This is a genomic window from Sphingomonas sp. 35-24ZXX (assembly GCF_000786215.1).
In the GTDB taxonomy this organism is placed as follows: Bacteria; Pseudomonadota; Alphaproteobacteria; order Sphingomonadales; family Sphingomonadaceae; genus Blastomonas.
The window spans coordinates 225,839-240,189 of record NZ_JROG01000003.1 but is presented as its reverse complement, the minus strand read 5'-3'; the positions used below and the strand labels follow the sequence as shown (position 1 = coordinate 240,189).

At 64.1% G+C, this 14,351-nt stretch carries 16 protein-coding genes; 3 read left to right on the top strand and 13 right to left on the bottom strand.

Annotated features, from left to right (window positions below; translation table 11 throughout):
• Positions 1–116: 116 nt before the first annotated feature.
• On the bottom strand, positions 117–2,018 hold the full coding sequence (dnaK, locus tag LI72_RS03850) for a molecular chaperone DnaK (RefSeq protein ID WP_033924554.1): 1,902 nt from the start codon (positions 2,016–2,018) through the stop codon (positions 117–119).
• A gap of 196 nt (positions 2,019–2,214) precedes the next feature.
• Here dnaK and LI72_RS03845 point away from each other — a divergent pair, with 196 nt between their 5' ends.
• Both LI72_RS03845 and LI72_RS03840 read left to right on the top strand, forming a co-directional pair.
• Positions 2,215–2,667 (top strand): copper chaperone PCu(A)C, encoded by a 453-nt coding sequence (locus LI72_RS03845; RefSeq protein ID WP_033924553.1) that lies wholly within the window; start codon positions 2,215–2,217, stop codon positions 2,665–2,667.
• Entirely contained in the window at positions 2,667–3,134 is a 468-nt protein-coding gene (locus LI72_RS03840; protein ID WP_033924552.1) for a hypothetical protein, read from the top strand. The genes LI72_RS03845 and LI72_RS03840 overlap by 1 nt, the downstream gene beginning before the upstream one ends.
• A 10-nt stretch (positions 3,135–3,144) precedes the next feature.
• Here the strand turns inward: LI72_RS03840 and grpE are convergent, their stop codons facing one another.
• The 4 genes from grpE to LI72_RS03820 all read right to left on the bottom strand — a co-directional run bounded on the left by grpE (position 3,145) and on the right by LI72_RS03820 (position 7,079).
• Positions 3,145–3,771, bottom strand: a complete 627-nt coding sequence (gene grpE, locus LI72_RS03835; RefSeq protein ID WP_033924551.1) for a nucleotide exchange factor GrpE — start codon at positions 3,769–3,771, stop codon at positions 3,145–3,147.
• Complete coding sequence (hrcA, locus tag LI72_RS03830) at positions 3,768–4,808, bottom strand: heat-inducible transcriptional repressor HrcA (protein WP_033924550.1); 1,041 nt, start codon at positions 4,806–4,808, stop codon at positions 3,768–3,770. Before hrcA ends, grpE begins: the two co-directional genes overlap by 4 nt.
• Positions 4,809–4,863: 55 nt before the next feature.
• Positions 4,864–5,724, bottom strand: coding sequence for a MarR family winged helix-turn-helix transcriptional regulator (locus LI72_RS18915; protein ID WP_052129485.1), 861 nt, complete (start codon positions 5,722–5,724; stop codon positions 4,864–4,866).
• A 65-nt stretch (positions 5,725–5,789) separates the two neighbouring features.
• Positions 5,790–7,079, bottom strand: coding sequence for an adenylosuccinate synthase (locus tag LI72_RS03820; protein ID WP_033924549.1), 1,290 nt, complete (start codon positions 7,077–7,079; stop codon positions 5,790–5,792).
• A 192-nt stretch (positions 7,080–7,271) separates the two neighbouring features.
• On the opposite strand from LI72_RS03820, the gene LI72_RS03815 reads away from it, so the two are divergent.
• Positions 7,272–8,294 (top strand): alpha/beta hydrolase, encoded by a 1,023-nt coding sequence (locus LI72_RS03815; protein WP_081984613.1) that lies wholly within the window; start codon positions 7,272–7,274, stop codon positions 8,292–8,294.
• A 15-nt stretch (positions 8,295–8,309) separates the two neighbouring features.
• On the opposite strand, the gene LI72_RS03810 is transcribed toward LI72_RS03815, so the two are convergent.
• The 8 genes from LI72_RS03810 to LI72_RS03780 form a co-directional block, all read right to left on the bottom strand.
• On the bottom strand, positions 8,310–9,434 hold the full coding sequence (locus LI72_RS03810) for an ATP phosphoribosyltransferase regulatory subunit (RefSeq protein ID WP_033924548.1): 1,125 nt from the start codon (positions 9,432–9,434) through the stop codon (positions 8,310–8,312).
• A 73-nt stretch (positions 9,435–9,507) separates the two neighbouring features.
• Complete coding sequence (locus LI72_RS03805; RefSeq protein WP_269429424.1) at positions 9,508–10,011, bottom strand: hemerythrin domain-containing protein; 504 nt, start codon at positions 10,009–10,011, stop codon at positions 9,508–9,510.
• Positions 10,012–10,129: 118 nt separating this feature from the next.
• Positions 10,130–10,339 (bottom strand): cold-shock protein, encoded by a 210-nt coding sequence (locus LI72_RS03800; RefSeq protein ID WP_017671033.1) that lies wholly within the window; start codon positions 10,337–10,339, stop codon positions 10,130–10,132.
• Between the two features lie 171 nt (positions 10,340–10,510).
• Positions 10,511–10,660: a hypothetical protein gene (locus tag LI72_RS20265; protein WP_197051807.1), complete on the bottom strand. Its 150-nt coding sequence runs from the start codon at positions 10,658–10,660 to the stop codon at positions 10,511–10,513.
• A 185-nt stretch (positions 10,661–10,845) separates the two neighbouring features.
• Entirely contained in the window at positions 10,846–11,124 is a 279-nt protein-coding gene (locus LI72_RS03795) for a DUF1467 family protein (RefSeq protein ID WP_033924547.1), read from the bottom strand.
• 31 nt (positions 11,125–11,155) lie between these two features.
• Positions 11,156–12,832, bottom strand: a complete 1,677-nt coding sequence (locus LI72_RS03790) for a ribonuclease J (RefSeq protein WP_033924546.1) — start codon at positions 12,830–12,832, stop codon at positions 11,156–11,158.
• Positions 12,833–12,836: 4 nt separating this feature from the next.
• Positions 12,837–13,613 carry a type III pantothenate kinase gene (locus LI72_RS03785; RefSeq protein ID WP_033925256.1) on the bottom strand — a complete coding sequence of 259 codons (777 nt, stop codon included), beginning with the start codon at positions 13,611–13,613 and terminating at the stop codon, positions 12,837–12,839.
• Positions 13,614–13,645: 32 nt separating this feature from the next.
• Positions 13,646–14,338: a biotin--[acetyl-CoA-carboxylase] ligase gene (locus LI72_RS03780; protein ID WP_331378137.1), complete on the bottom strand. Its 693-nt coding sequence runs from the start codon at positions 14,336–14,338 to the stop codon at positions 13,646–13,648.
• Positions 14,339–14,351: the final 13 nt, after the last annotated feature.

Genomic DNA, 14,351 nt, shown 5'->3' with positions numbered 1-14,351 from the left:
GTCATGGGTCGCGATTCATCATGCAGCGACCGGGCGGGACGGCGCGGCGGGCATGGCTGACGCCACCCCTGCCCCGCAATCCCGCCCGGCCAAACCGTCGGTCATCAATCCGGCAATCAGTTTTTCGCGTCGCCGTCAACTTCCGAGAACTCGGCGTCGACGACATTGTCCTCAGCCGGAGCAGCATCCGCCGCCGGAGAGGCTGCCGCAGCCTGTTCCTTTTCGTAGATCGCCTGACCCAGCTTCATCGCGGCCTGGGCCAGCGCTTCGGTCTTGGTCTTCATGGCATCGGGCTCGCCGCCTTCGATCGCGGTCTTTAGTTCCGCAATCGCGGTCTCGATCTCGCCCTTGACCGCGGCATCGACCTTGTCGCCATGCTCTTCGAGCTGCTTTTCGGTGCTGTGCAGCAGGCTTTCGGCGTTGTTCTTCGCCTCGGCCGCCTCACGGCGCTTCTTGTCTTCCTCGGCGAAACGCTCGGCATCCTTGACCATCTGGTCGATGTCGGCGTCGCTGAGGCCGCCCGATGCCTGGATGCGGATCACCTGCTCCTTGCCGGTGCCCTTGTCCTTGGCAGACACGTTGACGATGCCGTTGGCGTCGATGTCAAAGGTGACCTCGATCTGCGGCACGCCGCGCGGTGCGGGCGGAATGCCGACCAGATCGAACTGGCCCAGCAGCTTGTTGTCCGCCGCCATTTCACGCTCGCCCTGGAAAACGCGGATCGTCACGGCCTGCTGATTGTCGTCAGCGGTCGAATAGGTCTGCGACTTCTTGGTCGGGATCGTGGTGTTGCGGTCGATCATGCGGGTGAACACGCCGCCCAGCGTCTCGATGCCCAGCGACAACGGGGTCACGTCGAGCAGCAGCACGTCCTTGACGTCGCCCTGCAGCACGCCTGCCTGAATGGCCGCACCCATGGCGACGACTTCATCGGGGTTGACGCCGGTGTGCGGCTCCTTGCCGAAGAATTCCTTCACCACTTCGCGCACCCGCGGCATGCGGGTCATGCCGCCGACGAGCACGACGTCGTCGATGTCCGAGGCCTTGAGGCCCGCATCTTCCAGCGCCTTCTTGCACGGGTCGAGCGTGCGCTTGATCAGGTCGGCGACCAGCTTTTCCAGATCCGAGCGGCTGATCGTCTTGACCAGGTGCTTGGGGCCGTTCTGGTCGGCGGTGATGAACGGCAGGTTGACTTCGGTGGTCTGCGCCGAAGACAGCTCGATCTTCGCCTTTTCAGCCGCTTCCTTCAGACGCTGCAGTGCCAGCTTGTCCTTGGTGAGGTCGATGCCCTCGGCCTTCTTGAAGTCTTCAGCCAGATATTCGACCAGCTTGGAGTCGAAATCCTCGCCACCCAGGAAGGTGTCGCCGTTGGTCGCCTTCACCTCGAACACGCCGTCGCCGATCTCGAGGACCGAGATGTCGAACGTGCCGCCGCCAAGGTCATAGACCGCGATGGTCTTGCCGTCGTTCTTGTCGAGGCCATAAGCCAGCGCCGCTGCGGTCGGCTCGTTGATGATGCGCAGCACTTCCAGACCAGCGATGCGGCCTGCATCCTTGGTCGCCTGACGCTGGGCGTCGTTGAAGTACGCCGGCACCGTGATGACGGCCTGCGTGACGGTCTCGCCCAGATAGCTCTCGGCGGTTTCCTTCATCTTCTGCAGCGTGAACGCGCTGATTTCCGATGGCGAATAATCCTTGCCGCCAGCGCTCACCCACGCGTCGCCATTGCCGCCCTTGACGATGTTGTAAGGGACGAGTTCCATGTCCTTCTTGGTCAGCGGATCGTCGAAACGACGGCCGATCAGACGCTTGACCGCGAACACGGTGTTTTCAGGATTGGTCACCGCCTGGCGCTTGGCCGGCTGGCCGACCAGCCGCTCACCATCCTTGGTGAACGCGACGATCGACGGCGTGGTGCGCGCGCCTTCGGAATTTTCGATAACCTTCGGCTTGTCGCCGTCCATCACCGACACGCAGCTGTTGGTGGTGCCAAGGTCGATACCGATTACTTTTGCCATAATGCTTTTCCCACGTAACTTTCGATATGCAGATGAAAGAATACGAACCGCCGTCATGCCCCCAAGCATCCGGCAATTCCGTCCCCGTCGGCGGATATAGGGTTGCTTTCGCTTGGCACAAGGCATCGCAGTATCTACATCACCTCCAAGGCCCGACTGGCCAAATTCGGCACATGGCAAGAAGGAGGAAATCCCGATGGTGCGTTCAGTCTATCTGGTGGTGATGGGCGTTGCGCTCGCGCTGCTCGCCGCATGTCAGCCGCCCGCGCAGCTGCTGGTCGAAAAGGCCAATGTCCAGCTGTCTCCGGTCACCGACAATCCGTCCGTTCTCTATTTCACGATTCGCGGCGGGCCCGAAGATACCGTGCTGCGCTCGATCACGTCGCCCAGCATCCTGCGGCTGGAAATGCACGAGACGGTCGAAGAAAACGGCATGTCGATGATGAAGCCGATCACCGCAGTCGCGGTGCCCAAGCGCGGCAAGGTGGAGTTTGCTCCCGGCGGCAAGCACGTGATGGTCTGGGGCGTCGATGAAGGGGCCAAGAAGGCCGGCAAGGCGCAGTTCGTCTTCTCGTTCTCGAACGGCGACAAGATTGCGGTCGATGCCAAGCTAAACGCGATCAAACCCGAAGATGGCATGGCGCATTAATGGGCCGTGCGCCGATCGACAGGCCGCTGGCCGCGCCGGAAATCGATCTGGCGCGGTCGGTATTCGGGAACACCATCGCCTATGACAAGGTGCGGATCCGGCTGAAGAAGTGGATTTTCTTTCAGCCGCGCCGCACCATCATGGCACCGATGGGGCATATCCATTTTCATCCCGGCGGCACCGCCTATTGCGATGATTTCAGCTGCGCCAGCCTGTCGCGCCAGGGGCTTTTCATCCACGAAATGGTGCATGTCTGGCAGTATCAGCAGGGCATCTTCCTGCCGCTGAAACGCCATCCGTTCTGCCGCTATGACTATGCGATCAAGCCCGGCCAGCGCTTTGGCAAATACGGGCTGGAACAACAGGCAGAGCTTGTCCGCCATGCCTTTCTGATCCGACAGGGCGGCGGGGTGCCAGGGGCACCGCCGCTCGCGACCTATCGACAGATATTGCCGTTTCCGGTCTAGCCCGGCAGGCTCAATCGGGCTTCTTGGCCACCGCCACCAGAGCGGGGCGCAGCAGACGATCCTTGATCATGTAACCGGCCTGCAGTTCCTGCACCACGGTGCCGGGCTCGGCCTCGTCGCTGGGCAGCTCGATCATCGCCTGATGCTGGTTCGGGTCGAGCGGCAGACCGATCGCGGCGATCCGCGAAATGCTGTGCTTGGAAAAAACATTGTCGAGTTCGCGTCCGGTCGCTTCGAGACCGACGACCAGGCCCTTCCACTTCTCGTCCTCGCGCAGATCCTCGGGGATCAGCTGCAGCGCACGCGCAAGATTGTCCGACACCGAAAGAATGTCGCGGGCAAAGCCGGTTGCGGCATAGGCGCGGGCGTCCTGCGCGTCCTTCTCGAGCCGGCGACGCACATTCTGCGTGTCGGCGCGGGCGTAGAGGACGTCCTGCCGGGCTTCGGCCAGCTGAGCCTCGAGCGATGCGATGCGCTCTTCCAGCCCGGTCTGGTCATCGCCCTGCTCTTTCAGGCTGTCGGGCACGCCTTCCAGTTCGGCAGCGGCTTCGGCATCGAGCGTCTGTCCGGCTTCGGCCTCGGTGGTGGCGGTCTTTTGCGTCTCGGTTTCGTCGTGGATCACGGTGTTCCTGCTCATTTCAACAATCGGGTCAGGCTCTGTGCGGTAAAGTCCACCATGGGCACAATACGCGCATAGTTGAGGCGGGTGGGACCAATCACCCCGACCACGCCCACAACACGGCCTTCGCCGTCACGATAGGGCGCCGCTATCACGGATGACCCGGAAAGCGAAAACAATTTGTTTTCCGCACCGATGAAGATCCGGGCCGAGGCCGCTTCGCGCGCGCTGTCGAGAAGATGGGCAATGTCCTGCATCGCTTCAAGCTCATCCAGCAGCCGCCGAACGCGTTCCAGATCGGCGACGGCGTCGTTGTCGAGCAGATTGGCCTGCCCGCGCACGATCAGCACGGGCCGGTCCGATCCATCGCGCGACCACAAGGCCAGCCCGCGCCGCACGAGATCGGAACTGGCGATATCCAGCGCCGCGCGCTCGGCGCTGATCTCTGCCTCGAGCATCGCCAGCGCCTGGGACAGGCTGCGCCCGGAAAGCCGCGCGGTGATGAAATTGCCTGCCTGCACCAGCATGGATTCGGTGACCCGCCGATCGATCTGCAGCACGCGGTTTTCGATGCTGCCATCATGGCCGACCAGAACCGCCAGAACCTGGGTATCGGAAAGGCGAACGAAATTCATCTGGCGCAGCACCGGCTCGCGCTGCGGCACCATGACAATGCCCGCACAGGCCGATAGACCGGACAGCGCCTGGGTGGTTGCGGCCAGTGCCGCCTCGATCGGCCCTGCACTTTCGAGCTGCTTCTCGATCGCCGCACGCTCTTCCAGCGAAGGCTCCGCGACCTGCATCATGCCGTCGACGAACAGCCGCAAGCCCTGCTCGGTTGGCATCCGGCCCGCGCTGGTGTGCGGCGCGGCAAGCAGCCCCAGTTCCTCCAGGTCCTGCATCACATTGCGGATCGATGCCGGCGACAGGTTGACCGTCGCGGATTTGGAAATGGTGCGCGACCCCACCGGCATGCCGGTATCCAGATAGCTTTCCACCACGATGCGGAAAACGTCGCGCGCGCGGTCGTTCAGTTCGGTGAACGGGCTTGTCATGGCTGCAAGTTAGGCAGAACCGGGCGGTCTGCCAAGGGATCGTGCCCTGATCGGGTCAAACGCCCAATCCTCCACGCGAATCGACCAGCGCAAACCAGCCCGAAACCTGGTCGAACGCGGCATCGGCGATATCGACGAACATCCGGCGCGCATCGGCACTGTCGGCGCGCCGCTCCAGCAACCCCTGATCGGTCATCATCCGGATCCAGCGCAGCGCGGTCGTCGGCGGAACCGCAGCCGCGATGCACAGGCTGGAAACCGAGACCGACCGCCCTTCGAGCCGCGATGCGGAGAGATCAAGCAGGATATCCCAGGCCGGATCGGCAAAAAGGTCCGGGCTGAAAAACCGGTCGCGCAGCCGCCGCATGCTGATGAGATGGCGGATCCGTTGCGGGCTGGGCGGGATCGCCGGCGCCCGGTCTGCGGGCTCTTCGGCCCTGTAATCCTGCGCATGTTCCGCCAGCCCTTCGCTCATATCGTCGGCGTCCATCCCCGACGACAACGACCCCAGCTGTTCGGCCAGTCGCGCGAGCTCTGCCGCCATGGCCTGCAATCGGGCGCGCTCACCGCTGTTGGGGTCGGATGCGCTTCGCCCAGTCACCAGCGCGGCAAGATCGGCGAGCTCGGCTGCCATCGTCCGGGGCGCTGCATCGAACACGCAGCGGGCATCGCGGCCATGGAGAATCGCATCGGCAGCATCGATCGTCTCCAGACTGACCAGAACCAGCAGCCCGCAGTCTGCCGCCAAGGCATCCAGACCGGTATGTGCAGGAACTGCCATACGCCAATCGGCGGCAAAGATCCGCGCGCCTGCGGCCGCGTCGCTTGCCGCCGTGACCGTCCATCCCGCGGCCTCGATCAGGCGCGCGGTGTCTTGCGAATCCGCAACGATCGTCAGTGCCGCTGCCTGCGACACGGGCCAGTCCCCAAATGGCATTGGCCCGTCTTCGGACATCGACACTCCCCCCTGCAGCGCGCTCCTCAGTCCGCGAACGGATCGCGGACCAGGATGGTATCTTCACGTTCGGGCGAAGTGGACACCAGTGCCACCGGGCACTGAATCAGCTCCTCGACCCGGCGGATATACTTGATGGCCTGCGCAGGCAGGTCAACCCAGCTGCGCGCGCCCGCGGTCGATTCGTGCCAGCCGTCCATTTCTTCGTAGATCGGCTGGACCGCGGCCTGATCGCCAGCGTGCGCGGGGAAATAGTCGAGCACCTTGCCGTTGAGGCGGTAGCCGGTGCAGATCTTGAGCTTGTCGAACCCGTCGAGCACGTCGAGCTTGGTCAGCGCGATGCCGGTGACGCCGGCGACCGCACAGCTTTGCCGCACCAGGGTCGCATCGAACCAGCCACAGCGGCGCTTGCGCCCGGTGACGGTGCCGAATTCATGACCGCGCTCGCCAAGACGCTGACCGATCTCGTCCTCAAGCTCGGTCGGGAACGGGCCGGACCCGACACGCGTGGTGTAGGCCTTGACGATGCCCAATACGAAGCCGCTGGCCTGCGGTCCCAGGCCGCTGCCGCCCGAGGCGGAGCCGGTGATGGTGTTCGACGAGGTGACAAACGGGTAGGTGCCGTGATCGACGTCGAGCAGCACGCCCTGCGCGCCTTCGAACAGCATTCGCGCGCCCGCGCGCCGAATCTCGCCCAGACGCTTCCACACCGGCTGCGCGAACTGCAGCACGAACGGCGCGATTTCGGCGAGCTCGGCCAGCAGCTGCGCGCGGTCAATCGGCGGTTCGCCGAAGCCTGCGCGCAGTGCGTCATGGTGCGCGCACAGCCGGTCAAGCTGCGGATCGAGCGAATCGAGATGCGCCAGATCGCACACGCGGATCGCGCGGCGTCCCACCTTGTCCTCATACGCCGGGCCGATACCGCGACGGGTGGTGCCGATCTTGCCCTGGCCGCTCGCATCCTCGCGCAGCGCATCAAGATCGCGGTGGAAGGGCAGGATCAGCGGGCAGTTGTCGGCGATCGCCAGATTGTCCGGGGTGATCTCGACGCCCTGGCCGCGCAGCTTCTCGACCTCATCGCGCAGCGCCCAAGGATCGAGCACCACGCCATTGCCGATGACGCTGAACGTGCCGCGGACAATGCCCGATGGCAGCAGCGAAAGCTTGAACACCTTTTCGCCGATCACCAGCGTATGCCCGGCATTGTGCCCGCCCTGGAAGCGGATCACCGCATCGGCGCGCTCCGCCAGCCAGTCGACAATCTTGCCTTTGCCTTCATCGCCCCATTGGGCACCGATCACGGTTACATTGGCCACGAAACCACACCTTTGTTCGATGGAAAGCGCACGGAATGGCCGCGCGCAAAGCCGGGCCGTCCTAGTGACGCGAGGCGGCGGCGTCCAGCCCGTACCGCCCGGCTCTGATACAATTTAATGCACTTCGAGAATGGACGCCGACCGGCGCGGACCGGCATTCTGCCGCGAGGCAAGGGCTGGAGGGACAGAACCATGCATGCAAGAGGCCTGATCACCATCCTGCTGGCGGGCGCGGTCGCGACATCGGTCGCAGCGCAGCAGGCAGGCGGGCGCGAGCGGATGCTGTCGCGCGAGTGTCGCCGCGAAGTCGTTCAGCTTTGCGGGATGAACCGCAGCGCGATCCGCGAGTGTTTGCGCGAGAAGCGCGACGCCTTGTCCGGCCAATGCAAGGCGCAGATGGCGCAAGCCATGGCCCAGCGGATGCGCCAGACCGATACCGATGCCGGAACCACCGCAAGAGCGCAGCCGATCGCATATGGCACCGACCCTGTGCAGAAGATCGACCTTTACACGCCCGGTGCCGCTCGTCCCGCGCGAGGCTATCCGCTGCTGGTCTATATTCACGGCGGAGGCTGGCGCAACGGCAGCAAGGACATGGTCCAGCAGAAGCCCGATTTCTTCAACGAACAGGGCTGGGCCTTTGCCTCGATCGGCTACCGGCTGCTGCCCCAGGCACCGGTGGAACAGCAGGCGGCCGACGTCGCAGCGGCGATTGTCAAGCTGACCCGGGATGCCGGGGCGTTGGGGATCGATCCTGACCGGATCATCGTGATGGGCCACAGCGCCGGGGCCCATCTGGCCGCACTGGTCGGAACCGACCCCGCATGGCTCAAGGCCGACATGGCCGGGCTCGCTGGCGTGATTCTGCTCGATGGCGCCGGATATGACGTGCCCCGGCAGATGCAGCAGGGCGGCTTGCTGACGAGCCGGATTTACGAACCGGCGTTCGGAACCGACCCCGCGCGCCAGGCAAGGCTGTCCCCGGCCCGGCATGCCGCCGCGCCCAATGCGTCACGCTGGCTGATCCTGCATGTTGCAAGGCGCGAAGATGCTGCCGCGCAATCTATGGCGCTGGCCAGCGGTCTGCGCGAGGCAGGGGCAGCGGTGCAGCTCGAAGCGCTGGACGATGTTTCGCACATGACGATCAACCGCGAGCTCGGCCAGGACGGCAATGATCAGACGCGGCTGGTGCAGGCCTTTCTGGCAGGCAGCTGACCCAGCCCATCAGGCTCAGAGCGGGACGGTATCCTGTCCGACCAGCCGGTGGGTGCAGCCCAGCGCTGCAGCGTCATCGTTCGGCGTGATCGCCGCCAGTGTGCGCCAGCCGATCGCGCGCAGCCGCGCGGCGCTGTCGCGATCATGGCCAATCGGCAGGAACAGCTTGCCAGCCCCCTGCCCTTCGCCCACGCCGCCCAGATCGAGCAGGGCATCGGGATAGAGCGAGAAACCGGTCGCGACCTCCTGCCCGCCCTTGCCATCGGGGATGGCATAGGTCCCGCCGCGACCCAGCGCACCGGCGCAGCCATCGGCATAGAGCGAGAAGCCGAACCAGCTCTGGTACTCGAAGCCATGGCGCTCGGTGGGATCGAGCGTCACCGCGACATCGTCGGGAAGGCCTGCAACGATATCGCGCAGCGCCCGGATGCGGCTCGCGAGCACGCCCCCGGCATCGATCGCAGCGAGCGAGTCGATTGCCTCGTCGAACGGTCCCATCGCGTAGAGCAGCGGCAGATAGGCATCTGCGCCAAGCGCCGTCAGACCGCCTGCATCCTTCATGTCGAGCTCGCGCCGCACCGCGCCGATCATGCCTGCAGGCAGCGGAAAGGCGGTGGAGGCCAGCGTATCGACCAGATCCGGAAGAGTGAGATCGACGGTGATGCCCGTGGCACCCGCCTGGACCAGCGCCTCGATCGCGATCCGCACGACCTCCTGCGCGGCGGCGACATTGTCGTGACCGATCAGCTCCGCACCGATCTGCAACCGTTCGCGTTCGGGATTGAGCTGATCCGATGCGATGCGGAGCACCTGCCCGGCATAGCTCAACCGCAGCGGGCGCGGCGCGGTTGCCATCAAGGTGGTCGCCACGCGGCCGACCTGCACGGTGATATCCGACCGGATCGCCAGCGTCCGCATCGATGATGGATCCACCATCCGGAACAGATGCTGCCGCCCCGTGCCCTGCATCCGCAGCGCGAGCGACCGTTCGTATTCGACGAGCGGCGGCGACACCCGGTCATAGCCATGCGCAGCGAAGACCTGCATCGCGTTGCGGGTTAGCCAGGCGGCCTGTTCGGCACGCGGGGGCAGCAGATCGGACAGACCTGCGGGCAGAATATCGGGATTCGGATCAGACATGGCGCAGCGCTTAGACGATTAGCGGCGGCGGGAAAACCTGTCGCGGCGCGTTATCTGCGCCAGGTGTCGCCGGTCAGCCGGTGCGGCCCGACCCGTTGACGATCGCATCCTTGATCGAGAACGCATCGCGGGTCCAGTTATGCGACGGAAGGCCATGCGCAGACACATCGATCGCGGCATCATAGACGAGGGGGAACAGCTCGGCCTCCTCGCGATCGATCCGCGCGTACATCTTGACGAGACGGGTGCGGGCCATCGACCGGAACGTGTCCCAGTCGCCTGCTATCCGCTCGGGCGTCCATTGCTGTGCGCTTTCGGCAAAGCAGCCGAACAGCTCTGCCAGTTCGGCCTGAAACCTGCGACCCGCCTCTTGCACGTGCGGGCGATCGTCCTGCAGCAATTTGGTGTAGAGATGGCGATCTTCGAGCGCGAGGTGCTGCATGATGTGGCTGCTGAGCTGCCAGCGCGCGTCGGCGAGCACATCCGAAGGCGGCGGTTCAGGCTGATCGAGCAGCCCGAGCAACGTCCTGCCTCTCTCACGCATCAAGGCGTGATCGCGCAAAAGTCTCTCAAGCACCCTACAACCCCTTCTGTTTGGGGCAGAGGTAGCGCGCAGAGATTAAAACGATGTAAACAATTGACCGGAATGGCTGCGGAGCGACAGCCTGTGCCGCCCCGCAATCCAGTCGTCAGCCTCAGGCTGCAGCAGACAGGCGGACAGCCGCCATCTTGCCGCGACGATCCTGTTCCAGCTCGAAGTTCACGCGCTGGTCGCGATCGAGCGTGCGCATGCCCGACGCTTCGACGGCGCTGATGTGCACAAACGCGTCGTTGCCGCCGTCATCGGGCTGGATGAAGCCATAGCCCTTGTCGGCGTTGAAAAACTTTACGGTGCCAATCGGCATAGTCATTTCCTTAAGAGTAGTACGCAGGTGGCCGCACGAAACACGGATTGTTCCACCTACGGAGTTGGAGCCGGAAGTTCGATTGCGACCCCTGCAACGCCCGGCTCCGGCCATTGCTAGGGAAGACGAGGACCGGCGCGGTCTTGCAACCTGCCGACGGTCCAGATGGCATCAGCCCGGCAGAAAGCTGCCCGGCTGGGGATAGACATGCGCGTGCAGCAACGCGGCCTGAAGCCGGGCATGCTGGCGCTGCTCATCGCGCTCATCCGCTCCAGGCGCATGCAGCGCGCGCAGATGGGCGATGTGAAGATTTTCGAACATTTGATTGAGATTAGGCAAAATAGACGCTCGTATTGCTGAACAAGCAAGAGCGTGGAGCGGCATGCCGCAGGTCTCTCAGTCGCGCGCTGGCTTGAAGTTCAAATCACGCGATAAAGCGGTGGTAACACGAATCCCTGCAAAAGTCGCATGCTAATCCTGCAGGGCACGCTTTGCCTCGCCGACGATCATTCCACCCCAGGCGGCTTGCCGAAGATGTTGACATCCGAAGGCGCAATCCAGCCGTTGAGATAGTTGGCATAGAACATGCCGAACACCACCGCCGAGATGGCCGTGGTGATCGCGATCACGCGCAACGGCTTGAAGTTGGCCGGCGCGCTGTCGGCCTGCCCGCGCACTTTCTCAATGCCGAGCTCGTCAGCCGTGCGAACGCCGAAGGGCATCACGACAAACGCCGTGATCACCCAGAACAGCAGATAGATTGCCGCGATACTCGTCCAGCTCATGCGTTTCGTCCTGTCATGACCGCAACATGGGTCAACCCGCCTCGATCATCAAGACCGTGACGACCGGCTTCTTGCCTGTCCAGCGAGTCGCGGCGCGGCGGACGGCCAGGCGGATCGCTTCCTGCACGTCATCCTCGCGGCTGCTCTGACGGCCGTTCTTGCCCTTGGCCTTGGCATTGCCGGGCTTGGCGACCGCATCACGGACATCCTGCACGGTTTCGGCGATAAAGGCATCAAGATCGTCTTCCACCGGGAGGCCCAGAGGCCGCACGACGGGTTCGCCCGCCAGCCGCCCGCGCGCATCCAGCGCCACGGCCACGCTGACCTGGCCATTGACCGCCAGCTTGCGCCGTTCGCCCATCGTCATGCCGTCCGCAGGCAGGATGACATCGCCGTCGAGCACCAGCCGTCCCGAGCGCTCCTGGCTGATGATTCCAGCCTTGCCGGGCGCCAGCCGCACGAGGTCGCCATTCTTCTGGACCACGGCGTGCGGAATGCCCTGCTCCAGCCCGAAACGGGCCTGCTCGCTCATGTGACGCATTTCGCCATGCACCGGCACCAGCACCTTGGGCCTGATCCAGCGGTACATTTCGGCCAGTTCCGGACGGCCCGGATGGCCCGACACGTGGATGTCGGCCTGGCGATCGGTGATCATCTGGATGCCATCGGCGGCCAGACGGTTCTGAATCCGCCCGATCGCAATCTCGTTGCCCGGGATGACCTTAGAGGAAAACAGGACGGTATCGCCCTTTTCCAGCTTGATCTGGTGGTTTCCTTCGGCGACGCGCGCCAGCGCTGCGCGCGGCTCGCCCTGGCCACCGGTGGCGACAACCAGAACCTCACGCCTGGGCAGGCCCATCGCGGTGTCGAAATCGACAAGCTCGGGCAGATCGAGCAGATAGCCATTGGCCTTGGCAACCGCAATGATCCGATCGAGCGAGCGTCCGGCCACGCACAGCTGACGATTGGTCGCGCGTGCGACCTCGCCCAGCGTGTGCAGCCGGGCGACGTTGGAGGCGAAGGTGGTGATCATCGCCCTGCCCTTGAGCGGCTTCACCGCAGCGATCAGTGCATCGCGCACGTCGCCTTCGGACCCCGAACTTTCAGGATTGAACACATTGGTCGAATCGCACACCAAAGCTAGGATGCCCTCGTCGCCCAGCGCCGTGAGCGTCTCGGGCGTCGACGGCACACCGATCAGCGGCTGATCGTCGAGCTTCCAGTCGCCGGTGTGGAAAATGCGGCCGTAAGGCGTGTCGATCAGCAGCGCGTTGCCTTCCGCGATCGAGTGCGCCAGCGGCAGATAGCGGAAGCCGAACGGACCAAGCTGCAGGCTGCCGTCATTCTCGATGACATTCAGCGTGACGTCCTTGACCAGGCCCTGCTCTTCGAGCTTGCGGCGGATCAGATCGGCGGTGAACGGCGTCGCAAACAGCGGCACGCCAAGGTCCGCCGCAAGATAGGGCAAGGCGCCGATATGGTCTTCATGCCCGTGCGTCAGCACAATGCCGAGCAGGTCGTCGGCGCGTTCCTCGATGAACTCGAGATCGGGAAAGACCAGTTCCACCCCCGGATAGGCGGGATCGCTGAACGTCATGCCCAGATCGACCATGACCCACTTGCCGTCACAGCCGTACAGGTTGGCATTCATGCCGATTTCGCCCGACCCGCCAAGGGCCAGGAACAACAGTTCTTTTCCGGGTTTCATGTAATCAAAATGCCCTTTCGGCAATCATGGCCAAACCCTGCAATGTCAGGTCGGGTTCGACCGCGTCAAATATCGTCGTGTGCTGATCGAACAGCACCGCCAGCCCCCCGGTAGCAATAACCTTCGCAGGACGGCCGATCTCGGCGCGCATCCGCGCAACCAGACCTTCCATCATGGCCACATAGCCCCAGAACACGCCGATCTGCATCTGGTCTTCGGTATTGCGACCGATCACCGAGCCATCATTGCCCGGGATCTCGATCGCGATGCGGGGCAGTTTCGCAGCGGCATTGACCAACGCGTCAAGCGACAGGTTGATCCCCGGCGCGATGATGCCGCCCTTGTAGGCGCCGGTATAATCGACGACGTCATAGGTGGTTGCGGTGCCAAAGTCGATGACGATCAGATCACCGGGGTGCAGCGCATGCGCCGCGATGCTGTTGACCGCACGATCGGCACCCAGCGACTTGGGTTCATCCACATCGATCTGCATCCGCCAGTCAGCAGGCTCCACCCCGGCGATCAGCGGTTCGACGCTGAAATACTTGCGCGAGAGCACCTGCAGATTGTGCAGCGCGCGCGGCACCACCGTGGAGATGATCACATTGGCGATATCCTGCCGGACGAAGCCTTCCAGCGCGAGCAGCTGGTTCAGCCACACCGCATATTCGTCGGCGGTCCGCCGGGAATCGGTCGAGATCCGCCAGCGCGTCTTGATCGTCCGTCCGTTGAACAAGGCAAACACGGCATTGGTGTTGCCGACATCAATGGCAAGCAGCATGTTGAACACCCTCTACAAACGAAAAACCCGCATCACGCGACAAGATGGACATCCCCCGCACTGACGATCTCCATACCACCGTCCGCCAGGCGCAGTCGCAGCGCGCCATCGGCCGACAGTCCATCGAACACGCCGTCAATCCGGTCGACAGGCCCGCGCTGGACGATCATCGCTTCGCCCGGCTTATGCGCGGCGGCGCACCAGACTTCAAGCAGCGTTGCAGGGGGCGATGCGCGCCACTGGAACAATCGCGCGGCGAACCGGTCGGCAAGCAGTTCGAGCACCCCGGCTGCATCGATCTGCGCCATCGCGCCCTGATCGCGCAGGCAGGTCACCGTACGCCCCGGCACCTCCGGTGCGAGCGCCACGTTGACGCCGATGCCCACCACGACGACATCGCGCCGTCGCTCCAGCAGTATGCCTGCGAGCTTTGCGCCATCGATGTGAACATCGTTGGGCCATTTCAGCCGCGCACCACATTCCGGCAGGATAGCCAGCACCGCGTCATGCACCGCAAGACCGGCGACAAAGGCCAGCAGATGCGCCGGCGGATCGTCAGCCCGCAGCCGAACGATGGTACTGCAATAGAGATTGCCGATCGGGCTCAGCCACTGCCGCCCCAGCCGCCCCCTGCCCCCGCTCTGCTGCTCGGCACGCAGCCAGAGGCCCTCTGGCGCGCCCGCATCGGCGCGCGCCAGCATATCGGCATTGGTGGAGGCCGTCAGCGCGACCGTTTCG

Coding starts and splice junctions, on each gene's coding strand:
- LI72_RS03795 (WP_033924547.1), bottom strand. CDS start 11,124: ATGAGCTGGACGAGTATCGCGGCAATCTATCTGCTGTTCTGGGTGATC.
- LI72_RS03790 (WP_033924546.1), bottom strand. CDS start 12,832: ATGAAACCCGGAAAAGAACTGTTGTTCCTGGCCCTTGGCGGGTCGGGC.
- LI72_RS03810 (WP_033924548.1), bottom strand. CDS start 9,434: ATGTCTGATCCGAATCCCGATATTCTGCCCGCAGGTCTGTCCGATCTG.
- LI72_RS03785 (WP_033925256.1), bottom strand. CDS start 13,613: ATGCTGCTTGCCATTGATGTCGGCAACACCAATGCCGTGTTTGCCTTG.
- grpE (WP_033924551.1), bottom strand. CDS start 3,771: ATGAGCAGGAACACCGTGATCCACGACGAAACCGAGACGCAAAAGACC.
- LI72_RS03840 (WP_033924552.1), top strand. CDS start 2,667: ATGGGCCGTGCGCCGATCGACAGGCCGCTGGCCGCGCCGGAAATCGAT.
- LI72_RS03800 (WP_017671033.1), bottom strand. CDS start 10,339: ATGCCGATTGGCACCGTAAAGTTTTTCAACGCCGACAAGGGCTATGGC.
- LI72_RS03845 (WP_033924553.1), top strand. CDS start 2,215: ATGGTGCGTTCAGTCTATCTGGTGGTGATGGGCGTTGCGCTCGCGCTG.
- dnaK (WP_033924554.1), bottom strand. CDS start 2,018: ATGGCAAAAGTAATCGGTATCGACCTTGGCACCACCAACAGCTGCGTG.
- LI72_RS20265 (WP_197051807.1), bottom strand. CDS start 10,660: ATGTTCGAAAATCTTCACATCGCCCATCTGCGCGCGCTGCATGCGCCT.
- hrcA (WP_033924550.1), bottom strand. CDS start 4,808: ATGACAAGCCCGTTCACCGAACTGAACGACCGCGCGCGCGACGTTTTC.
- LI72_RS03815 (WP_081984613.1), top strand. CDS start 7,272: ATGCATGCAAGAGGCCTGATCACCATCCTGCTGGCGGGCGCGGTCGCG.